The sequence below is a fragment of the Roseimicrobium gellanilyticum genome (assembly GCF_003315205.1).
Classification (GTDB): Bacteria; Verrucomicrobiota; Verrucomicrobiia; order Verrucomicrobiales; family Verrucomicrobiaceae; genus Roseimicrobium; species Roseimicrobium gellanilyticum.
Genome location: NZ_QNRR01000009.1, coordinates 197,379 through 218,975 on the forward strand (window position 1 = coordinate 197,379; position 21,597 = coordinate 218,975).

General features: G+C 60.4%; 17 protein-coding genes and 1 tRNA gene. 12 read left to right on the forward strand and 6 right to left on the reverse strand.

The features are described from left to right. Positions 1-95: 95 nt before the first annotated feature. On the forward strand, positions 96-1,175 hold the full coding sequence (locus DES53_RS22810) for an alpha/beta hydrolase (RefSeq protein ID WP_170157321.1): 1,080 nt from the start codon (positions 96-98) through the stop codon (positions 1,173-1,175). Between the two features lie 38 nt (positions 1,176-1,213). Here DES53_RS22810 and DES53_RS22815 read toward each other — a convergent pair whose 3' ends face one another. From DES53_RS22815 to DES53_RS22830, 4 genes are read right to left on the reverse strand one after another with little or no spacing between them, the layout of a single operon-like run. Continuing rightward, positions 1,214-1,900, reverse strand: a complete 687-nt coding sequence (locus DES53_RS22815; RefSeq protein ID WP_113960635.1) for an ion channel — start codon at positions 1,898-1,900, stop codon at positions 1,214-1,216. Between the two features lie 21 nt (positions 1,901-1,921). Further along, on the reverse strand, positions 1,922-2,350 hold the full coding sequence (gene rpiB, locus DES53_RS22820; protein ID WP_113960749.1) for a ribose 5-phosphate isomerase B: 429 nt from the start codon (positions 2,348-2,350) through the stop codon (positions 1,922-1,924). A 47-nt stretch (positions 2,351-2,397) separates the two neighbouring features. Further along, a complete protein-coding gene (locus DES53_RS22825) occupies positions 2,398-3,081 on the reverse strand; it encodes a histidine phosphatase family protein (protein ID WP_113960636.1) in 684 nt (227 codons plus the stop codon). Positions 3,082-3,136: 55 nt separating this feature from the next. Beyond that, positions 3,137-4,009: a DMT family transporter gene (locus DES53_RS22830; protein WP_113960637.1), complete on the reverse strand. Its 873-nt coding sequence runs from the start codon at positions 4,007-4,009 to the stop codon at positions 3,137-3,139. A 157-nt stretch (positions 4,010-4,166) separates the two neighbouring features. Here DES53_RS22830 and rfbB point away from each other — a divergent pair, with 157 nt between their 5' ends. The 4 genes from rfbB (at position 4,167) to DES53_RS22850 (ending at position 10,567) form a co-directional block, all read left to right on the forward strand. Next, positions 4,167-5,249, forward strand: coding sequence for a dTDP-glucose 4,6-dehydratase (rfbB, locus tag DES53_RS22835; protein ID WP_113960638.1), 1,083 nt, complete (start codon positions 4,167-4,169; stop codon positions 5,247-5,249). A gap of 90 nt (positions 5,250-5,339) precedes the next feature. Continuing rightward, entirely contained in the window at positions 5,340-6,683 is a 1,344-nt protein-coding gene (locus DES53_RS22840) for a 3-keto-disaccharide hydrolase (RefSeq protein WP_113960639.1), read from the forward strand. Positions 6,684-6,811: 128 nt separating this feature from the next. After that, on the forward strand, positions 6,812-7,594 hold the full coding sequence (locus DES53_RS22845; protein WP_147263563.1) for a hypothetical protein: 783 nt from the start codon (positions 6,812-6,814) through the stop codon (positions 7,592-7,594). Between the two features lie 216 nt (positions 7,595-7,810). After that, the gene (locus DES53_RS22850; protein WP_113960641.1) at positions 7,811-10,567 is read left to right on the forward strand and encodes a zinc ribbon domain-containing protein; all 2,757 of its coding nucleotides are present in this window, start codon (positions 7,811-7,813) and stop codon (positions 10,565-10,567) included. A 38-nt stretch (positions 10,568-10,605) separates the two neighbouring features. On the opposite strand, the gene DES53_RS22855 is transcribed toward DES53_RS22850, so the two are convergent. Beyond that, complete coding sequence (locus DES53_RS22855; protein ID WP_170157322.1) at positions 10,606-11,760, reverse strand: bifunctional folylpolyglutamate synthase/dihydrofolate synthase; 1,155 nt, start codon at positions 11,758-11,760, stop codon at positions 10,606-10,608. 232 nt (positions 11,761-11,992) lie between these two features. Between DES53_RS22855 and DES53_RS22860 the strand changes: the two genes are divergently transcribed. The 3 genes from DES53_RS22860 (at position 11,993) to DES53_RS22870 (ending at position 17,179) form a co-directional block, all read left to right on the forward strand. Beyond that, positions 11,993-13,651 (forward strand): inverse autotransporter beta domain-containing protein, encoded by a 1,659-nt coding sequence (locus DES53_RS22860; RefSeq protein WP_113960643.1) that lies wholly within the window; start codon positions 11,993-11,995, stop codon positions 13,649-13,651. Positions 13,652-13,863: 212 nt separating this feature from the next. Continuing rightward, positions 13,864-15,282, forward strand: coding sequence for an inverse autotransporter beta domain-containing protein (locus DES53_RS22865; RefSeq protein WP_113960644.1), 1,419 nt, complete (start codon positions 13,864-13,866; stop codon positions 15,280-15,282). A 430-nt stretch (positions 15,283-15,712) separates the two neighbouring features. Next, positions 15,713-17,179, forward strand: coding sequence for an inverse autotransporter beta domain-containing protein (locus DES53_RS22870; protein ID WP_113960645.1), 1,467 nt, complete (start codon positions 15,713-15,715; stop codon positions 17,177-17,179). A 42-nt stretch (positions 17,180-17,221) separates the two neighbouring features. On the opposite strand, the gene DES53_RS22875 is transcribed toward DES53_RS22870, so the two are convergent. After that, positions 17,222-17,980, reverse strand: a complete 759-nt coding sequence (locus DES53_RS22875) for a 16S rRNA (uracil(1498)-N(3))-methyltransferase (RefSeq protein ID WP_113960646.1) — start codon at positions 17,978-17,980, stop codon at positions 17,222-17,224. Positions 17,981-18,162: 182 nt separating this feature from the next. On the opposite strand from DES53_RS22875, the gene DES53_RS22880 reads away from it, so the two are divergent. The 4 genes from DES53_RS22880 (at position 18,163) to DES53_RS22895 (ending at position 21,533) form a co-directional block, all read left to right on the forward strand. Further along, positions 18,163-18,237 (forward strand) — tRNA-His (locus tag DES53_RS22880). Positions 18,238-18,280: 43 nt separating this feature from the next. Then, complete coding sequence (rnc, locus tag DES53_RS22885; RefSeq protein WP_113960647.1) at positions 18,281-19,120, forward strand: ribonuclease III; 840 nt, start codon at positions 18,281-18,283, stop codon at positions 19,118-19,120. Positions 19,121-19,463: 343 nt separating this feature from the next. Further along, positions 19,464-20,549 (forward strand): chorismate synthase, encoded by a 1,086-nt coding sequence (aroC, locus tag DES53_RS22890; RefSeq protein ID WP_113960648.1) that lies wholly within the window; start codon positions 19,464-19,466, stop codon positions 20,547-20,549. Between the two features lie 225 nt (positions 20,550-20,774). Beyond that, positions 20,775-21,533, forward strand: a complete 759-nt coding sequence (locus tag DES53_RS22895; RefSeq protein WP_113960649.1) for an ABC transporter ATP-binding protein — start codon at positions 20,775-20,777, stop codon at positions 21,531-21,533. Positions 21,534-21,597 lie beyond the last annotated feature (64 nt).

The window sequence follows — 21,597 nt, forward strand, 5'->3', positions numbered from 1 at the left end:
AGAGCCGAAGTTTCTGCGCTCCACGGCCACAGTTGGAGAGAGTGTCGGGAGTTGTGCCGTTATCAACGCGATCGGTCTGCATACGCGCTGCTTCCATGAAACCGCACATCCTCCTCCTCCTTCCTGTCCTCGGTGCCTGGCTCAGTGCTCCATCATCTCCGTTACGCGCCCAGCAATCCACGACCACCGACCAGGCAAAAACCGTGCAGCTCCTCCAAAAGGAAGTGCTCAAGCGCTATCCCGAATCCGACAAGGATAAGGATGGCAAGCTATCCGCGGCGGAGTGGGGAGCGCTGCAGCTCGACCTGAAGAAACGCGGCCTGCCACCATCAGCCCTCGCACCCAAGCCCGCGCAGCCCAATGCCAGGTATGGTCCGCACGAGCGCAACGTGCTGGACTTTTGGAAAGCGGAAACCAAAGAACCCGCTCCCGTGCTGGTCTTCATTCATGGCGGCGGCTTCCTCGCCGGGAACAAGGACCACATCGCACCCCAGTCCATCGTGCAATGCCTCGCCAACGGCGTGTCCTTTGCCAGCATCAACTACCGCTATTCCTCGCAGGCTATCTATCCAGCCCCGATGCTTGATGGCGCACGCGCCATCCAGTTCCTCCGCAGCAAGGCCAAGGAGTGGAACATCGATCCGAAGCGCATCGGCGCCTTCGGCGGTTCCGCCGGCGCGGGCATCTCCATGTGGGTGGGTTTCCATGAAGATCTTGCGAAGCCGGACAGCAGCGATCCCATCGAGCGTGAATCCTCACGCCTGCTCTGCATTGGCACACTGGGAGGGCAGGGGACTTATGATCCTCTGGTCATCAAGGAATGGATCGGCCTGCCGCCTGCGCAGCATCCCGCACTCATCGCACTCTACGGGGTGAAGACCTTCGAAGATTTCAGCAAGCCCGAGATTCGCAAGCTGGCCACGGACGCCGCCGCCATGACCCACCTCACCAAGGATGACCCGCCACTCTTCATGGTCTACAGCGAAGCGGATGAACGCGTGCCCGCGACTGCAAAACCCGGCTTCGCCATCCATCACCCGATCTTCGGCCACAAGCTCAAGGAGAGCATGGATTCCCTTGGCATCGAAAATGTCTACCGGCACACCGATGACAAAAAGACTCCAGCCGCACCGCAGGCCATGATGGATTGGCTGATTGGGAAGCTGAAAGAATAAACGTGGCTCGCGAGCGGTGTTGACTGATACACTGCTAGCTACTTCCCCTGTTTCGCCCGAATCGTGGCCAGCGCGATGAGTCGTGACACCACGATGGCCAGATACATCACTCCGCAAAACATCTCGAGCATTACCAGGGAGCGCGCGAAGGAGCGGATGGGAATGATGTCACTCAACCCCACTCCTGAAAGCGTGGCGAAGCTCAGGAACAGCAGCTCCAGCCAGCTCCGCGGGTCCTGCGTGTTTTGCGAAGCCGTGAAGCTGCCCGGTACCCAGGCCTGACACACCAGAAAGGCGAAGGCGAACGACCAGGCCAGCAGGGTGAAGGTGGCGCCCGCGGCTACGAGCTCATCGAAGGTCACACTCTGGTCCCCCAGCATGTAGAAGATCAAACCCACCGCCGTATAAAAATAGAGAAGTGCCTCCAATGAATAGCCGACCGTCAGGAAACTGGGGTGTTTCCCCAGGTGTCCGACGACGGAGCAAATCACCGCGGGTATCGCCAACACCCAGCCAATCCAGTTCACAAACGGATTACGGTTCACCACCCAGAGGGCAAGAGCCAGCACCACGTTGCAGAACAACACATAGGCCACTCTTCCTGCGTCGGAGTTATCCAGAAAGGGATAGATCAATACCGCGAGCAATTGCGCAGCCAGCAGCAGGCTCGAGGGCTGCCGACGCAGCGTGACAATCATTCTACGCTTGCTCAAGACGAGGCCCATGGTCAGAGAGAGAGGGATGAATTAAGCGTCGATTTGCTGGATGCGCGCCAGGTGCCGGCCACCTTCAAAAGGCGTGCTCAGGAACAGATCGACAATCGCCAGCGCGGTCGCCTCATCCATCATGCGCTCGCCGAGGGACAGCACATTGGCATCGTTGTGCTGGCGGGTGAGACGCGCGGATTCCAGATTCCAGCACAGACCGCAACGGATGCCATGCACCCGGTTTGCCACGATGGCCTCGCCATTGCCAGAGCCACCGAGCACGATGCCGCGCTCCGCCTGTCCCGTCGCCACTGCTTCCGCGACAGGGCGGATGTATTTGGGATAATCCACCGACGCATCCGAGTCCGTGCCGAAATCCACGACCTCATGCCCGGCCTTCTTCAGATGCTCAATGATGGCCTGCTTGTAGCGAAACCCCGCGTGGTCAGAACCGATGGCGATCTTCATGGGAGGCATGATACACCATTGGCAAAACCATCCACTGAAGGAGACACTTATTTATTGCCGGACCACCAGCGTGACAGATTCTGCTCCGGTGCCCTGGGCAGATCCAAGCCCGCATCCGAATAGTGCGAGGTGTCATTGAAGAGCATGAGGCGGGCGCGGACCGGATCCTTGAAGTCCACAATGTTCAGCGCAGCAGGATTCTGATCGAGGTTGTCCCGGTACCGGCGCGGGTCAAAGCCCAGCAGCGAGCTGAGCAGCAGACGAATGGTTGCCTTGTGTGAGACCACGATCACTGGTTGACCTTCGTGCTGCCGCACAATCTCGATCAAGGCGGGCAAGGCTCGAGCCGTCACGGCCAGACCACTCTCTCCACCGGGCGGAGCATACGTATAGGGGTCCTCCTCCCACGACGCTGCTTCCTCGGGGTATTTCGTCTCCACCTCGCAACGCGTGAGCTGTTCCCAGTGACCGTGGGCGATCTCCTTCAGTCCCTCCCGGGGCCGCACCTCGCAGGTGTGAGGCTCCGCGAGAATCCGGGCAGTCTCCATGGTGCGTCCCAGCGGCGAGGCATAGACGGCCTTCACCGGTAGATCCGCCAGGCGCCGGGCGAGACGTCGCGCCTGCTCCCGTCCCTCATCAGAAAGAGGCACGTCTGTGGAGCCTGCGAAGCGATCTTCGGCAGTCAAAGTCGTAGCGCCGTGGCGGATGAGGAAGATGCGGGTCAGGGCCATAGGATCGCTGGAGGATAGCAGAGATCAGTCCGGCTCCAGTATTGAAAAAGGAAACTCAGGCCTGCCGTGCCATCCAGACGCCCAGTGCAGCTACCAAAAATCCCGCGACGACGGTCGGCGGCAGCCCTTCGCCAAACGCGAGCCACGCCATCACCGCCGTCACGGGTGGCGTCAGGTAGAAGAGACGTGTCACCTGGAGTGACTGCCCTTGTCTCAGAAGGATGGACAGCAGGAAGAACGCCCCGATCGAAAGCACAAAGATCAACCAAAGTAGGGCAAAGATGAGCTGCGGAGTCCATTGCACCACCATGGTCTCGAACCCCACCGCCAGTACCAGCATGAGTCCGGCACAGGTGTAGGCCTGCACCGCGGTCCCCGTGCGCAGATCCATGCCACCGCAGAAGCGCTTTTGGTACAGGGTGCCGAGAGTGATGCCAAAGAGCGCCAGCGTCACGAGGGCCAGGGCGGGAAGGTCGGGATGACCTGTCAGCTTTTGCGACACCACCAAGGCCACCCCCGCGAGGCCCAGCACGAGGCCGATCCACTGCCGGGCCACCAGCGTCTCCCGCATCCACAGCGTGGTGATGACTGCCGTGAGCAGGGGTTGGAGACCCACAATCAGGGCCACCAGTCCAGCTCCCAACCCGTGGGCCACCGCGGAAAGCACCCCTCCTAAATAGATGCCGTGTACCAGTAGGCCGGACACGACGAGGTGCCACACTGCCCGTCTCGACTTTGGCCAGGGAGCGCCCGTCATCCAAGCCACCAAGGTCAGGAGGACCGCCACCACCAGCATCCGAATGAACAGGAAGGTGAACGGCTCCGCATAGCCGAGCCCGAACTTGCTCCCGATGAAGCCCGAACTCCACAGCAGCACGAAGAGCGCGGGAAAGTACGGTTGGAGTTTTTTGAGGACTGGCGAGGGCACGTGCCGTGGGGTGGGGGAGGGGAGCCTGCCATCCTAGAGAGAGCTGACCGACCGGCAAGTCCCTCCAGGCCCGCAACCTGACCCCGCCCGGCCCCGGGCAATCCCCACTTGCCCCTGCCCCCGGCCTTGCTAGGCTCGCCCCCCTCACTTCCCTCTTATGGCAGCAGAAAGGCGCATTCTTGTCACCGGCGGCGCGGGCTTCATCGGCTCGAACCTCGTTCATTACCTCCTCGGCCAGGCCGGTGCGGACCACGGCGTGACCATCAGCAAGGTGGTGAACCTCGACAAGCTCACCTACGCGGGCAACCGCAGCAGCCTCGCCAAGCTGGACGGCGATGCGCGCCACGTATTCGTGCAGGGCGACATCCAGGACGCCGAGCTCTTCGGCAAGCTCCTCAAGGAACATGACATCAATGCCGTCATGCACCTCGCCGCCGAGTCGCATGTAGACCGCTCCATCGACTCCCCGGAAGAGTTCATCTTCACCAATTTCGTCGGCACCTTCCGCCTCCTCCACACCGCCTTGCAGCATCACCGCGAGCGTCAGAAGGAGGGCAAGGACGACTTCCGCTTCCTCCATGTGAGCACGGATGAAGTGTTCGGCTCCCTGAGCCCGACCGATCCTGCCTTCAGCGAGACCACCCCGTACGCGCCGAACAGCCCCTACTCCGCCAGCAAGGCCGGCAGTGACCACCTCGCGCGCGCCTATGTGCACACGTACAAGATGCCGCTGGTCACCACGAACTGCTCGAACAACTACGGCCCCTTCCAGTTCCCGGAGAAGCTCATGCCGCTCATGATCCAGAAGGTGCTCCGCGGAGAAAAGCTCCCGGTGTACGGAGACGGCACCAATGTGCGCGACTGGCTCTACGTGGAAGACCATTGCCGCGGCCTCACGCTCGCCCTCCTCAAGGGTGAAATCGGCGAGACCTACAACATCGGTGGCAAGTGCGAGATGAAGAACATCGACGTCGTACACGCCATCATCGCCGCGGTGAATGCCGAGCGCCCCGACCTCAAGCGCGACCCGAAGGAACTCATCACCTTCGTAAAGGACCGCCCAGGTCATGATCGCCGCTACGCCATCGACTGCAGCAAGATCGGCCGTGAACTCGGTTGGGAACCTCAGGAGACGTTCGACAGCGGCATGCGCAAAACCGTTCGTTGGTATCTCGACAACTCCGAGTGGATCAATGAGATCGAGCGCAAGTACCAGCTCCAGCGTCTGGGCCAGGGCTGAGATCAAGGCTTCTCGAGAAGCCTTCTACATTCTCGGATGACAAAATGACCGGCGATGGTGTGTACTACACCATCTTACTGCGTCATTGTCATGACTCCGCGCTTCATCGCCACTCTGCTGGCCACCGCCGCTTTCACTGCTTCGTTCCTGTCTGCCCAGGATGCAGACACCGAGGGCTTCGTCTCGCTGTACAACGGCAAGGACCTCACTGGCTGGGTGCCCTGCAACGTGGCCACGGATACCTTCCAGGCGAAGGACGGCTACATCATGACCACCGGCATCCCCACCGGTGTCATGCGCACCGAGCGCGTGTATGAGAACTTCATCATCGAGCTCGAGTGGCGTCACCTGAAGGAAGCGGGCAATGCCGGCCTCTTCATCTGGGGCGAAAGCATTCCCGCTCCTGGCGTGCCCTTCTCACGCGGCATCGAAGTGCAGATCCTCGATCCGGGCTATGAGAAGAACAAGGGTGCGAAGGAGTGGTTCACCTCGCACGGCGATATCTTCCCCATCTGGGGCGCTACCATGACTCCCGTGGATCCCGTGGCGAAGAGCGGCAAGCGCAGCTTCCCCAAGGAGGATCGCGTGAAACCTTCCCCCGAGTGGAACCACTACCGCGCCGTGTGCAACAACGGTGAAATCCGTCTCTCCGTGAATGGCAAGGAGGTCACCGTGGGAAAAGACTGCTGGCCGCGCAAAGGCTACATCTGCCTGGAGAGCGAAGGCAGCGAGGCCCACTTCCGCAACATCCGTATCAAGGAACTGCCCTCCACTGGTGCCACCGCGGAGCAAACCGCACGTGAATTCGCCGGCTTCAAGCAATTGTTCGATGGAAAAACTCTGAAGGGCTGGGCCACGCCGGATGATCTCGACAAATGGTGGAGCGCCCACGGCGCCTTCTTCCACGTCAAGGAAGGCAAGCTGGGCAAGGGCAAGGACCTCTGGACGGAAAAATCCTTCAAGGATTTCCAGCTCATCGTCGACTGGAGAATGTCCAAGAAACCTGAGCCGAAGAAGCTGGTCCTCATCGCTCCCGATGGCAACGAAGCCTTGAATCCCGATGGCACCAAACAAACCGCCGAGGTCATGGATGCCGGCGACAGCGGCATCTTCCTGCGCGGTACGAAGAAAGCACAGATCAATATCTTCTGCCGACCCTGCGGCTCCGGTGAAGTGAATGGCTTTCGCATGGCCAAGGACACACCGGCAGATCTGCGGAAACTCTATGTGCCGAAGGAAAAAGCCGACAACAAACTCGGCTCATGGAATCGCTTTGTGATCACATTGCAGAAGGGAAAGCTCAGCGTGGAGCTCAATGAAAAACTGGTGATCGATCAAGCCCCCGTCCCCGGTCTCCCGGAGAAAGGGCCCATCGGCCTACAGCACTACGGAGACGAAATGCAGTTCGGAAACATTTTCATCAAGGAGCTGTAGTTACATCCGTTGCCTGTGCAACTCAGCGAGCTCGCCATTCTTCCACGACAGTGAAATACGCGGCACCAATCCTCCTCGCAACAAGCCTGCTGATGACACCTGCGGCGTGGTCCACCGACGCCGCCTCCATGGCACCTAGCGATCTGTCGCTCTGGTCGGAAATCACACCACCTCCCGTTCGCGAAGACAGCCGGTTCTCCAACGTCTCATGGGCACAGCAACAATGGCGGGTGCTTTTGTCAGACGATGGCAAACCGAGTGTGCAACCTGTAGACTTTGAGTCGCCACCGCCCAAACCAACACCGAGCTTCGTTCCAAAGGCTTCAAAGTGGATTGCCGGAGCCCAGCGGCACTACAAGTTCGTCGGAGGCCAGGCTTATCTGCCCACAGATGATGGTTGGCTTGTGGCCTTCAACCGGGGGGAATTCGGAGCAGCACTGTACTGGTACGACAAGACCGGCAAGAGCAGCTACAAAATCTCTGATCATCAGGTCGTAGCGTTCGTGAGCAATACCAAGGGCATCTTCGCGGTGGAAGGGCTTTCCCATCTGGGCCTCAACCATGGCTCCATCATCCGCATTTCCCGTGCGCATCAGGCCTCCAGTTGGCGCGCCGAGACATTCGCCAAGTTGCCATCCTGTCCCGAAGCCGCTGCCTCCAGCAAAGATGGAACCCTTTATGTAGCACTATCTGATCGCCTTTTGGCTGTGACCCCCAAAGGAGAGATGACATCCCTGATGCAGGGTGATTTCTTGCTGGGCGGCCAGGCAAATTCGGCTCTGCTCTCTTCTGATGAAAGCACTCTCTATGTTGGTATGACCCAGTTTGTGCTCAAGGTGAACGTCAAGACACGCCAGCAGCGCTATCTCCTTCCTGATGCCGCTCTCCTGCAAAAACTCACCAGCCCATAGCGATATTCTCCCATCAGTCTTGCTCACCCCCGCTGGGACGAATGTTGACCTGATAAACGCCCGACTTCTCCTTCGAGCATCCACTTCAATGGAGGCGTTTTCAGACACGCGGCCTCTCAAAAACGATACCTTTTCCTACCCGTCCCCGTTCTCACGCTTGATTCTTTTGGTTTTTCTGATAGTTGGAATAGCTGGATTTCTCTCTCGATACCCGTTTTGAAGTCTCGCCTCATCAAGTTTGCCTGTCATAATTGCGGCACGAAGCTCGCTGTGCCGCCCGAGATGGCTGGCGTCACAGACCAGTGTCCCAAGTGTGGCACGACCATTACTGCTCCTCCGGAATCGACCTTGGAACCGGTGCGGCGGAAGACGAAGTTTGCCCCGGTTCCCAAGTCCGAAGCTGACTCCGAGCATTTGCCGCCACCTCCGGCGCAGCCGGAACTGCCCGCGCTTCCCGGATGGAGCGCTTCCGAGTTGGCGGATGCCCTGAAGCCACCGGCACCTCTGCCGTCGTACGTGCCTGTGGGACAGTCCCTCGCACATGCGCAGCCCCAATTGCACACTCCGGAGCGCAGCCTGCTCCCGGACCCCCCAGCCATTCCAGACCCCGGGCCTGTGTTCATGCCGAAGCGCAAGGCGCAGAGTGAAGGCGCCGTGGCGGTGGCACCCCCTCCTCCAGCCGCACCGGCGAAGAGTGACCACCCCATTCTCGGCAGCATTCTGGATGCGCCCACGCTGCCTCGGGGACGTGCGACCGCTCCTACGCCTGCACCCGCCCCTGCCTGGGAATCCCCGCCAGCGCCTGATTCCGCACCTGAAGCACCGGAGCTCCCTGCACCTGCCGCATTCCTGATGCCGGAGCCACTGCCGCCTCCTGCATCGCTGCCAGAGCAGCCCGCACAAGTCAGCGAGCCCGCGCCTGTAGAAGCCGCTCCGAGCCCGCCACCCCTTCCTCCTCCGCCTCTCGCCGAAGCGCCTGCGGAAGAACCCATCGAGCAGCCTGCCCCAGTCCTGAGTGAAAGTCCGGCACTGGAGTCACTGACGCCTACGCCAGCACCGGCAGAGGAACAGGCACCCACTGCTCCCGAATCACTGCCGGAGTCTCTTGCCTCCGCACTGACAGGACAACCGCTCGACGCGCCTACAGCGCTCGCTCCGACTCCTGAGGTCGCCTCCACGCCCATCGCCCTGGTTCCGGAATCACTTCCAGACGCGCGCGCCGCGGAAGAAGCCGCCATGCCCGGCATGGGCGAAGTGCTTGCCGGTGGCCAGATTGCGCAGGATCCAGCCGCACCTCCCGATACACGGGACCATCGCCCGTTGCTGCACGTGCCATTCCTCCCGGTGGCGGAGTCTCCTTCGAAGGGCCGCCGCACTCAGAAGCGGAAGATGTACATCTTGGGTGTGGTGCTGTTTCTGGTGATCGATGTCTTCATCGGATTCTGGCTCCTCAATGCACCTCGCGGCGCCTTGTCCGAGGGCACCCCCACGGAGAGCACTCCCAAACCCACGGTGCCGCCCACGCCGTCATCGGCAAAAACGGAAACCAACGCAACGCCCCCAGCAAGCCCCGGCACCCCTGCGATTGGAGCCCCTTCCGAGTTCGCCGCCACACAACCGGAGCCATCTCCCGAGGCCGCGCCTGCCAAGCCTTCGTCACCCCCCATGGCGATTCCCCTTCCGGGACACAGCGCCACGGATGTTCCCACGGCCACGCCAATTCCAGTGACTGAGGCCAGCACACCTGCGGATCCCAAGAAGACAGAGCCCGAGGCTTCACCTCCACCGGCCTCGTCGACTACAGCTGGCATGAATCCCTCCGCAGCACCGGTCGCCTCGCCTGATACAGGGAAGCAACCCGTAAAACCTGAAAATGCCGTGGCCGCAGGACCAGACGAGCCTTCCTGGCTTTTGAAAGCGGGGCCCAAATCTGGAGATGCGGCAGGGCCGACCACTCCCGCGCCTACCGCTCCAGCACCCCCGACTCCAGCACCAGCCGCTCCGGGTGGCGATGGCACAGTGGCCTCCATGATGGGCCCACAACCCACACCAGCTCCGACGCCTTCAGGGGAAGACCCACCGTGGCTCAGGCGCATTCAGCCCACATTCCCTGCCATCGACGGCACACCTCTGCTGCCCTCCACCCCTCAGCAACCTGTTGGCCCTCCGCCACCTGCACCGCCAGCACCCGGTGCTGTTGATGGTTCTACCATTCCCCCACTCGCGGCCACCACGAACATGTCGGTCACTCCGGCACCGGGCGTGGAAGGGGCTCCCGCCCCTGCGCCGACGCCCGCTCCAGCCCCGGCAAGCACTGCGACTCTCATCGGCAAGTTGCCTGATGAGGCCAAGAACGCCCTCGAAGTACTGCGCAGTTTCCTTGCGGCTCCCACCTGGCAGGAGCGCTCTGCCTATGTTCAGAAGCCGGAAGCGACCAAGTCCCTCATGGAGAAACACGCCGCCAAATACGGCGACGGACCCATCAATCCAGGCATGATCAAGTTTGTCGACCGTCATCCCGGGCGGGACGGTGGACCACCGTATTGCATGTTCGAAATCGAAGGTGGCGATCTGAAGCATGAAGTGCTGATCCTCATCGAACAACCTGCGGAAGGCTCGCCCAAGATCGATTGGCCCACCTTCGTGGAGTTCAAGGATGACCTCCTGCTGCGCTTCCTCGAGACGCAGGGCGAGCCCAACCAGAGTTTCCGCGTGATGCTGAGCCGCAAACATTATTTTGCCAAGGATGTGCCCGATCTCGCCTCGAAAGATTCCTTCCAGGTGCAGCAGCCGAATGACCGGTTCGACGGTCATGTGTTCCTTCCCAAGAGCACGCAATTGAGCAAGAAGCTGGCCTCGCAACTTTCCTGGAATCAGAACATGCCGGTGATTGTAGAGCTCGCCTGGCGCACCAATGGAAAGCTCCACTGGGTGGAGATTGTGCGAATCGTGAGCTACGGCTGGAGAAGCTAAGATTCATCCAGCGGGCTCCCAGCACTCAACGACGATGCCTATTGGGCACTGCGTTGGAAAAGATCCTTTTCACCACGCAACAGTGCGAGAACCTCTCCCACGAGGTACAGAGAGCCGGTGACCAGCACTCGTCCACCACGAGTACGCGCCGCAGCGAGCGCTGACTCCACCGTGGGATGCGTGCTGCATGCCACACCGCTGCGATACAGATCATCCAGTTCGCTCTGGAGAAACTCCTCGGACTGCGCACGAGGACTGTTGAAATGGGTGAAATGCCAGTGCTCCGCAATGGGCTGAAGCGCGCGAATCAATCCGCGGGCATCCTTTCCTGTAGCGGCGCCGAAGACAACGGCGGCCTTCTCGCCCGGGTAGGCCTGCTGCCAGGTACGCACCAGTGTTTCCGCACCGGCGGGATTGTGTGCTCCATCAATGACGATGCGCTCCTGCTCAAATCGTTCGAACCTGCCGGGCCAGCGCACCTCCTGCACCCCCTCGCGCAACACCGGCTCGGACGTCTGGAACCCAACCGCCTTGAATGCCGCCACCGCGAGCGAGGCATTCCACAACTGGTGCTGGCCGAACAATCCAATGCGATAACCCCGCAACGGTGTCGTCACAATCGTGAGTCGTGAGCCACGCTCGCGTGCTGTCTCGGAGATCACCTTCATGGCCTCCGGTGGCTGGTTGAGCGTCACCACCGGCACCCCCGGCTTGATGATGCCCGACTTTTCCGAAGCAATTTCACGGAGGGTATTCCCAAGCTGCTCCTGATGATCCAATCCGATGCTGGTGATCACACTCACCTCGGGAGTGATCACATTGGTCGCGTCCAGTCGCCCACCAAGCCCCGTCTCGAGCACGGCCCAGTCCAGCTCCCGCTTGCGGAACCAGTCGAGCGCCAGAGCGAAGGTCAGCTCAAAGAAGGTCGGATGCGGATCCATCCCCTCGCAAGTCTTCTTCAAGGCTTCGATTCCCCGGACCACTTCCGCAGAGGAAATCTCCCGCTCCGCATTCCGGATGCGCTCGTGAAAATGCACAAGATGGGGCGAGGTAAAGAGCCCGGCATTCACACCCGCCGCCTTCATCAAGCTGTGTATGAACGCGCACACGCTCCCCTTGCCGTTCGTGCCAGCGACGTGAATGAACTTCTGACCCGGCTTGGGCAGGCCCATGATGTCCAGCAGCCGGGACATGTTCTCCAACCCCAGCTTCACCCCGAACATTTGGGTGCCAAAGAGCCAGTCGAGAACCGCGCGTTCGTGCTGTGCCAGTGTTTCCCCCACAGCGTGAGTCTAGCAAGCCGGGGCAGCCCGTCATGCTTTAGTTTCTGGTCCGCAGAAATCTTCTCGTTACGAAAATAACGTCTACGCCTAGTTGCATAAGATAAAAATCCTGCTTTGTGCGGGCAGCTCCTATCAGCACCCCATGAAACTCGCTCCCTCGCTCTTCTCCCTGGTGTGGCTCGTCGTGGCAAGCGCTTCTCACGCAGGCACCTATCCCGCACCCAAGGCAGTAGAAGCGGCCGTGGCTCCGGCACCTGACGCCACCTCCACCGTGCTGGGTCTGGGGCTGAACACCAACGACAACATGACCGAGGGCAGTGCCTTCCTGGTGCAGCCACTGTGGGACACTCTGGGCCGGCATGGCACCATGGGCGGATCCCTCTTCTTTGCCGAACCCTACTTTACCTGGGGTGAGGAAGGCCAACTCTCGGGCTCCATCGGCCTTGGTTTCCGCCACCTGTTCAGCAATGAACCCATTGGTGGTGACAACCGGGTGGCAGGGCTTCTCGCCGAGGGCCTGTTCGTGGGTGCCAATGTCTTTGCCGACTACCAGCATACCCGCGTGGATTCCGATCTCTGGCAGCTCGGCATCGGCGTCGAGGCCGGGGTCCGCTATCTGGAGCTGAGGGCAAACTACTACATTCCGCTCACTGATGACAGCGTCGGAAGCTATGATGTGACCGAATTCGCTCCCACCTCCAGCGGGGGCCGCCCGGCCATCCGTGCGACCACCCGCACCATCGATATCATAGAAGAGCCCATGGAGGGCTGGGATGCTGAACTGGCCTTGCTGATCCCTGGCCTCGACAAGTATTTCGACGTGCGCCTCATCGGCGGCTACTACAGTTTCGAAACGAATGCCACCGGCAGCGCGCTGCTCTATTCCACCGATGTGGAAGGCTGGAAGGCTGGGGTGGAAGTCCGTCCTGTGCCTGCCGTCGTACTCGCCGGCATGTGGTACCAAGATGAGAACCTGGTGGAAGACAACTGGTTGGTCAGTGTGCGGCTCGAGGTTCCTCTTGGCAAGCCCGCCTCCGAATCCTTCACCCCGCGCCGCCGCCACCTGCAGGAACGTCTTCTCGAACCCGTCCACCGCCAGAATGCTTCCATCAATACCGGAGTGAGCCTTGAACCCTCCGGTGTGAAGAACACCACCACGCTTACTTCTGCCCAGCAGGCCCAAAGATTCCTCGCTGACCTGAAGGGATGGGGCGCAGTGTACACCGGCGCCAGCAAGGGCCCCTCGTCGTCTTCCTCCTCCAATCACACCACAGGCAGCACCCTGAAAGTGTCGAACTCGTCCGGATCCGGTGGTTCGCTGGTGGTGTTTTCCAACGCGGAAGGCATCTCCGGCAGCGGTTCATTGAGCCTCAACAAAGGCGGTGGCACCCCGCTCGCCTCCGTGCTGGCATCCACTGGAAACGGTTCCGTCACGGTGAATGACACCAATGGCAGCAGCTTGGATCGGGCGGCGCTCGCCTCGACGCTGGTGCTTGCCAGTTCGGTGAACACCTTCAGCTACAACCACAGCAACAACAATACTCCTCCTCCAGCAGCGTTGGCTGGGACCCTCACCCTGGCGAATGGGACCTCAGGCCTTGTTCTCCTTCCTCCGCCTTCCAATCTCACCCTCAACACAGGAATCATCCCCACGGGAGGTGGCACGCTCCAGCTCACCAACGGTGGGAATTTGGGAGGCTTCACCATCACTGGTGGTGTTATTCGTAACGCTGCAGGGACCATCATCGGCACCACCACGGCCGGCGGCTATATCATCAATACCAACCCGCCGCAGCCGTAGAGCTCGATGCCGGGCTTTGACCAGACCGAGCCTAAAGCTTTTCAGGTGTCTGGATATCGCTTCTGGATGTTGCCAATCGTGCAGATTGCAGAAGAGAAATCCGTAACTGCTCTGTATTCGGGATCGATATTGTTCCGGCAGCTAAATAACGGCTGGTCTTAGTTGCATAAGGCCGGGAAACTGCTTTGTGCGGGCGCCTCTTATCAACGCACATGAAACTCCCCCGTACGCTACTCCCCTCACTGGCGTCGCTTGTCCTCGCAAGCACTTCCCACGCAGGCACCTATGCCGCTCCCAAAGCGGTGGAAGCTGCCGTCGCACCTGCTCCAGACGCTACCTCCACCGTGGTGGGAGCCGCCCTGAACACCAACGACCACATGACCGAGGGCAGTGCCTTCCTGCTGCAACCCCTTTGGGATAATGTCGGCCAGCATGGCACCATGGGTGGATCCCTGTTCTTTGCCGAGCCGTACTTCACCTGGGGTGAAGAGGGCGAGTTCTCCGGTTCCCTGGGCCTCGGCTTCCGTCATCTCTTTAGCAATGAGCCAACCAGTGGTGGCAACCGTGTCACCGGTCTCCTGGCAGAGGGCCTCTTCGTCGGTGCCAACGTCTTCACCGACTACAAGCGTACCGAAGCAAATGCCGATCTCTGGCAGCTGGGCATCGGCGTGGAAGCCGGGGTGCGCTACCTCGAAGTCCGTGCGAACTACTACCTGCCGCTGCACGATGGCGAAACTATTAGCAGGTTCGATGCGACGGAATTCACCCCCACCTCGGTGGGCGGCAGCCCCGCCATTCGCGCGACCACACGCACCATCGACATCATTGAAGAGCCCATGGAGGGTTGGGACGCGGAATTGGCGCTGCTCATTCCCGGCCTCGACCAATACTTCGATGTCCGCCTGATTGGCGGCTTCTACAGCTTTGAGACCAACACGTCTGGCCGTGCTGTCGCCTACTCGAGCGATGTGGAAGGCTGGAAGGCCGGGGTCGAAGTTCGCCCTGTCCCCGCCGTGGTGCTCGCTGGCATGTGGTACGAAGACGAAAACCTCGTGGAGGACAACTGGATGGTGAGCGTGCGTCTTGAGGTTCCCCTTGGTAAGCCCGGCTCGGAATCTTTCGCCCCACGTCGTCGCCATCTGCAGGAACGCCTGCTTGAACCGGTGCACCGCCAGAACGCGGCCATCCAAACTGGCATAAGCTTTGAACCTTCGAAAGTGAAGAGCACGACCGTCCTCACCACGGCGCAACAGGCCAACCGCTTCCTCCAGGACTTAAAGGGCTGGGGCGCGGTTTATACCGGCGGCAATTCAGCCACAGTGGTGGGACCGACTTCGAATAATGGTGGCGGTAGCGATCAATTCAATGCTGGTCTCATCAAGACCGGTACAGGAGCCACCCTCACCCTCAATCAATCGGGTGCCTATATCGGCGGAGTCAGGGTCGGCGATACTAGGACAACGACTGCGGGAAACGTTGCGGTTCTTGCAAACAACGCTACTGGGCAGATCTACTTCAACGGCCAGCCCTTCACCCAAGGCGGCACATGGGGCCCGACTGGTTACACCAATCCAGACGGTTCCTTCATTCCATATCCTGCCGGATTCACTCCTCCAACGACTACTCCCTGATTCGGCGCTGCTCTCCACACGAAGAGTGATGGAGCCAAGGTCGGCCGGATGGCCATTCACGCCACCGGCCGCATCATTGATAGATCAAAAGAGCCCTAAAGCTGGGTTGCCCAACTGGCACTTTAGAACCCTGACCTCGACAAGGACTTCGACCGTCTTGGAAGGAACCTCATTATCTCCCGGTGTTATTCGCGTTATCGCGGAACCTTCAGTGACACGGTCGCGATGAACGGCAGCCATAAACCCCAGCTGCCCGCCTATCAATCTACCTAGTAGATCATAGGCATTTTGCTCAGCGCTTGCATGCGGATGAAGAGCGTTATTGCACTCCGCACGATCACATTATTTGATATCGATATTACCAACCTAGTCTTAGTTGCCTAAAGAGTTGGATAACTGCTTTGCTGCGGTCAGCTCTTGTCGAAACCCCATGAGACTTCCCCGCACGCTCCTCCCCTCACTGGCGTCCCTCGTGTTAGCGAGTTCCGCCTGCGCAGGCACTTTCCCTGCTCCCAAACCTGTGGACGCTGCGGTGGCTCCCGCACCTGATGCCACTTCCACCGTGGTGGGAGCTGTCCTGAACACCAACGACCACATGACCGAGGGCAGCGCCTTTCTGATACAGCCGCTTTGGGATAATGTCGGCCAGCATGGCACCATGGGTGGCTCTCTCTTCTTTGCCGAGCCGTACTTCACCTGGGGCGAAGAGGGTGAACTTTCCGGTTCCCTCGGCCTCGGCTTTCGTCATCTCTTCAGCAAGGAGCCTGTGGGTGGTGGCAATCGCATCGCGGGTCTCCTCGCGGAAGGCCTCTTCGTGGGTGCCAACGTCTTCACCGATTACAAGCGCACCGAAGCGAATGCTGATCTGTGGCAGCTGGGCATCGGTGTGGAAGCCGGGGTTCGCTACCTCGAGGTCCGGGCCAACTACTACCTGCCCCTGCATAGTGGCGACACGGTCGGCAGCTTTGATGCCACCGAGTTCACTCCCACCACGGTGGGCGGTAGCCCCGCAATTCGCGCCGTCACCCGTACCATCGACATCATTGAAGAGCCCATGGAAGGATGGGACGCCGAACTGGCTTTGCTCATCCCGGGCCTCGACAAGTACTTCGATGTCCGTCTGATTGGCGGCTACTACAGCTTCGAGACCAACGCCTCTGGCAATGCCCTTGCCTACTCCGCCGATGTCGAAGGCTGGAAGGCCGGGGTTGAAGTCCGTCCCGTCCCTGCCGTCGTCCTCGCAGGCATGTGGTACGAGGACGAGAACCTCGTGAAGGACAACTGGATGGTCAGTGTGCGACTTGAAATCCCTCTTGGCAGAAAGGCCTCAGAATCCTTCATTCCACGACGCCGTCACCTGCAGGAGCGCCTGGTCGAACCAGTGCATCGTCAGAATGCCGCCATCCAGACTGGGGTGAGCTTTGAGCCCACAGGTCCGACACGTACCACCACGATCACCAGCGCTCAGCAGTTCCAGAGTTTCCTGACCAATCTTGAAAGCTCGGGTGCGGCTAATTCGAGCGGATCATCCAGCTCATCTTCCAATGTGATCGGAGGTTCATCCTCCTCCGGATCCGTGATTGTCACTGGGAATGGCGGGAACGCAGGCACGGGTGGGAGCGGCGGGAATGCTGGGTTTATCCTCATCGGCGGCCCCACGGGTGGAAATGGCGGCAGAGGTGGAGCTGGCGGCAGCGGTGGGATCCTCTTTGGCAGCGGGGGCTCGGGTGGGAGTGGCGGCAGCGCTGGTGGTACTGGCGGAGCTGGTGGCACTGGTGGTAGCGGCGGACTCTTCGGCAGCGGTGGGAGTGGCGGCAGCGCTGGTGGTACTGGTGGAGCTAGCGGCAGCGGCGGGTTCCTCTTCGGCAGCGGGGGCTCCGGCGGGAGCGGCAGCTAGCCGAGAGTTGGGCACCCTCATCGTCGACCGCGCGAGGCAGCCCTAGCCACCCACCTCATGCCTGAGCACGCTCAGGCAAAATATCGCTGCGGTCTCCACCCGTAGGATGATGGAACCGAGACTCACGGGTAGGCAGCCGTGCGCTCCACGGGCAGCTGCATACTCCTTCGGAGTGAAGTCACCCTCCGGTCCGATCGCCATGAGCACAGACTGGATCTTTTCCTCCCCCTTCCGCACACGCACAGCTGCCAGCGTATCCTTGAAGCTGCGGGAGTCCTCCTGAATGGCCGCAATGAGACGCAAATCATGCGCCGGCAGTTGTCTCCATGCCGCGTCGAATGATACCGGCACACTCACTTGCGGCAGCCAGTTCTGACCACATTGCTTGCAGGCTTCCAAGGCGAGGCGCTGCCATTTCTCCTGTTTTTTCACCGCATCCTTCGCATCGAGCCGCACGACGGTGCGATCCGAAAACACCGGCACGATGGCATTCACTCCGAGCTCCACGGACTTCTCAATAATCAGGTCCATGTTCGACCCCTTGGGAATGGACTGGAACAATGTGATGCTGACCGCAGGGGCGGAAGATTCACCCCACTCCACCAGGTCCAGTTCCACCCGATCCTTCCCACTGGAGGTGATCTTCGTACGGGCCCAGGCTCCATTTCCATTGAAGACCACCACCTCCTGCCCTGCCTCCTTGCGCATCACCTGGGCGCAGTGCCTGGCTTCATCGGCCGTGAGCGCCAGGCTGGAAGGTTGCCACTGATTCGGCGGGATGTAGAAGCGAGGGAGACCCATAATCAAGTCATGAAGGATGTGCCAGTCTGTGCCCACAAAGAGTCACACATCGGCCCGACATTTCCTTTCCCTTCAGACCCTCAACTCTCAACCCCAAACTCTCAACCTCACCCCTCTGCTTCAACTGACACTTGACCTCCCACATTTTCAGTCTACTCTGCCCATCCGCATTGCGGAAAATGGTGGCCGTAGCTCAACGGTGGAGTCCCAGATTGTGATTCTGGTTGTTGCGGGTTCGAGTCCCGTCGGTCACCCCACTTTCCTGAGGCGAGTGGGCATATTGGTAAAGTCTCAGAAATCATGGGAGACAACACGGCATCTCTGGAGGCCCGGCTGGATTACAAATTCCAGCGACGTTCCCTGCTCCGCGAAGCTCTGACCCACCCCAGCATCGCGCACAACAAACAGCGCGTAAAAAAGAACGCCCCGCCTCCGCCCGATGGCGACAAGGAAGCCCGTACCGGGTTTCATTTTCAGCGTCTGGAGCATCTGGGGGATGCCGTGGTGCAGCTCGCCGTCTCTGAAGCTCTCTTTGAGCAGTTTCCCAACGAGTCGGAAGGCCTCCTGACCAAGCTGCGTACGCGCGCGGTGCAGACCGCCACAATGGCCCGCCTCGCCCGTCAGCTCGAGCTGGGTCAGCACCTCATCCTTGGCCGTGGCGAAGACTCCAGTGGCGGCCGCGACCGCGACAAGATTCTGGCAGACGCCCTGGAAGCCATCATCGGCGCCGTACACCAGGACTCCGGCTTCGAGAAGTCCCGTCCGCTGGTCTTGCGCCTCTGGGCGGCAGAGATCGCCGCATTGCGGGAAGCTCCCGTGGAGCAGAACCCCAAAGGCCAACTCCAGGAGTTGCTACAGAACCACGGAGGCGAAACACCCACCTACCGCATCGTGGCCACGGATGGCCCGAGCCACGCCCGCACCTTTGAAGTGGCGGTCACTTGGGCGGGTCGGGATCTGGCTCATGGCTCCGGCCGGAGCAAACAGGAAGCAGAGGTCGCTGCCGCCCAAAAGGCTTTGAAGAACCCGTCGCTCAACGAATGGATCGCTGAAAACGCAGCCTCTCAACCCTGCGAACAACCCTGCGAAGATCATTCCAACAATTCGACAACTCTTCCCAGAGGTGAGTTCCACATCTGAGAATCCACGTCGTTTCACAAAGTAATCCGCAGTCGATCTGCCTGTGGAACGCCAATAAATGGCCCAAGGAACGAACTTGTTCACATATTCACAGCTCCTACTGTTATTAAAGGATCGGGCTTTAGATAAACTAGAATACATGCCTGTGGGTAACTCGACCCCAATCGCTCAAACCAGATAACATTCTCATTAGTGAAGTTATCCTGATCATCAAGATCTCCAAATAATCTCAAGAACGTCTGTCTTGCATCGGACTGACTTCTCGCCAGAGTATCCATCCCCTCGAAGCTTTCCCAACGGTGCGTGATTTTCCGGCTGGCTGCTTCTCAGACCTTCCACCGGCATGGCCAGCAGCTTCGGCACTCTCTTCCGCGTCAGCACCTTCGGTGAATCCCATGGCCCTGCCGTGGGCTGCATTGTGGACGGTTGCCCGCCCCAAGTGGCACTGACCGCAGAGGACATCCAGGTCGAGTTGGACCGCCGCCGTCCTGGCCAGAGTAAGATTGTGACTCAGCGCAAGGAAGGCGACCGGGCGGAGATTCTTTCCGGCGTGGTGGACGGCCAGACCGTGGGCACACCCATCGCCATCATCGTTCGGAACGAGGACCAGCGCTCGGACGCCTACAAGGAGATGGAGACGGCCTACCGCCCCTCCCACGCGGACTACACTTACGACGCCAAGTACGGAGTGCGAGCGGTGGCCGGTGGTGGCCGCGCCAGCGCCCGTGAGACCATTGGCCGGGTGGCGGCTGGAGCCATTGCACAGAAGGTGCTGGCGACGAATCTCCCCGGCTATCAGTGCCTGGCCTACGTGCACAGCGTTCGCGACATCATGGCGACCGTGGATCCCACCACGCTGTCTCGCGAATTGGTAGAGTCCAACATCGTTCGCACCGCTGATCCTATGGCGGCCGAGAAGATGATTGCCCTCATCGAGGAGATGCGAAAAGAGGGCAACTCCGTGGGTGGAGTGGTCGAGTGCGTCGTTCGCGGCGTTCCTGCGGGCCTCGGTGAGCCGGTGTTCGACAAGTTGGAGGCAGACCTTGCCAAGGCCATGCTCAGCCTGCCGGCCACGAAGGGTTTCGAAATCGGCAGCGGCTTCGAAGGTGCTCGCATGACTGGCCTGCAGCACAACGACGAATTTTTCACGGATGAAGCCGGGAAGATCCGCACGCGCACCAATCGCAGCGGTGGCATCCAGGGCGGCATCAGCAATGGCGAGGAGATTGTGTTCCGTGTTGCCTTCAAGCCCACCGCTACCGTCCTGCGCGAGCAGAACACCGTGACGCGCGATGGTACGGCTACCACGCTGAAGGCCCGTGGCCGTCATGACCCCTGCGTGCTCCCCCGTGCCGTCCCGATGGTGGAGGCCATGGTGCATCTGGTCGTCTGCGACCACTGGCTCCGCCAGCGCGCGCAGAACGCGTGACAATGCCAGCCTCCACGGCCATCTCGCGTCACACGGCATCCTCGTGAGCCTGCCGCACGTTGCCTTCATCACACTCTTGGTTCAGTCTCAGTCTCCGTAGTTCCTCTGCGCCTCTGTGTTTGATTCGTCCTGCCGTCCTCACCCTTCGGGCTGCTTCGCAGTCGTCTCGCTCCGCTCGGCACTGCGTTGAATCCCAGGACGTCGCATCCCCTTCCGCCCTCAGCTATGTCCGCGCCTGCTTCTTCCCCCGAAATCCTTCTCGAAGCCCGCGACCTCACCCGTGAGTTCGACGGCGTGAAGGCGCTGGACTCCTTCAATTTCCAGCTTCACCGCGGCGAGGTGCTGGGTCTGCTGGGTGCCAATGGCGCCGGCAAGACCACCACCATGAACATGCTCCTGGGCCTCACCACCCCGACCTCCGGCACCATCGAGGCCTTCGGGATGGATTTCCAAAAGCACCGCATCGATGTATTGAAGCGCTCGAACTTTTCCAGCGCCTACACCGCCCTGCCAGGTAACTTGCGCGTGTGGCAGAACCTGCTCGTCTTCTCGAAGCTCTACGGCGTGAAGAACGCCAAGCAGAAGATCGACTCGCTCCTGGAGCTTTTTGAAATTCCGGATCTGCGCACCCGCGTGACCGGCCAGCTCAGTGCCGGCGAAAGCACCCGCGTGAATCTCTGCAAGGCGCTGCTCAACGACCCCGAGCTGCTGCTCTTGGACGAACCTACCGCGAGCCTGGATCCGGACATCGCTGACAAAGTCCGCAAGACCATCCGCAAGGTGCAGGCCGAGCGCCGCATCAGCATCCTCTACACCTCGCACAACATGCGTGACATCGAGGAGGTGTGTGACCGCGTCATCTTCTTGCACAAAGGCAAGGTCGTCGCTGAAGGCACTCCCTCGGACATCGTAAAGCGCTCCCAGACCAACTCCCTTGAGGACGTCTTCATCAAGATCGCCCGCAGCGGAGAGATTGAAGACTGAGGCGAAGTCACTTGTCATTCGTCATTGGTCAAGGAGCTGAATATCACCACTCAATTGCACGAGC

Coding starts and splice junctions, on each gene's coding strand:
- DES53_RS22865 (WP_113960644.1), top strand. CDS start 13,864: ATGAAACTCCCCCGTACGCTACTCCCCTCACTGGCGTCGCTTGTCCTC.
- DES53_RS22855 (WP_170157322.1), bottom strand. CDS start 11,760: ATGTCCCGGCTGCTGGACATCATGGGCCTGCCCAAGCCGGGTCAGAAG.
- rfbB (WP_113960638.1), top strand. CDS start 4,167: ATGGCAGCAGAAAGGCGCATTCTTGTCACCGGCGGCGCGGGCTTCATC.
- rpiB (WP_113960749.1), bottom strand. CDS start 2,350: ATGAAGATCGCCATCGGTTCTGACCACGCGGGGTTTCGCTACAAGCAG.
- DES53_RS22870 (WP_113960645.1), top strand. CDS start 15,713: ATGAGACTTCCCCGCACGCTCCTCCCCTCACTGGCGTCCCTCGTGTTA.
- DES53_RS22825 (WP_113960636.1), bottom strand. CDS start 3,081: ATGGCCCTGACCCGCATCTTCCTCATCCGCCACGGCGCTACGACTTTG.
- DES53_RS22845 (WP_147263563.1), top strand. CDS start 6,812: ATGGCACCTAGCGATCTGTCGCTCTGGTCGGAAATCACACCACCTCCC.
- DES53_RS22860 (WP_113960643.1), top strand. CDS start 11,993: ATGAAACTCGCTCCCTCGCTCTTCTCCCTGGTGTGGCTCGTCGTGGCA.
- DES53_RS22810 (WP_170157321.1), top strand. CDS start 96: ATGAAACCGCACATCCTCCTCCTCCTTCCTGTCCTCGGTGCCTGGCTC.
- DES53_RS22815 (WP_113960635.1), bottom strand. CDS start 1,900: ATGGGCCTCGTCTTGAGCAAGCGTAGAATGATTGTCACGCTGCGTCGG.
- aroC (WP_113960648.1), top strand. CDS start 19,464: ATGGCCAGCAGCTTCGGCACTCTCTTCCGCGTCAGCACCTTCGGTGAA.
- rnc (WP_113960647.1), top strand. CDS start 18,281: ATGGGAGACAACACGGCATCTCTGGAGGCCCGGCTGGATTACAAATTC.
- DES53_RS22875 (WP_113960646.1), bottom strand. CDS start 17,980: ATGGGTCTCCCTCGCTTCTACATCCCGCCGAATCAGTGGCAACCTTCC.
- DES53_RS22895 (WP_113960649.1), top strand. CDS start 20,775: ATGTCCGCGCCTGCTTCTTCCCCCGAAATCCTTCTCGAAGCCCGCGAC.
- DES53_RS22840 (WP_113960639.1), top strand. CDS start 5,340: ATGACTCCGCGCTTCATCGCCACTCTGCTGGCCACCGCCGCTTTCACT.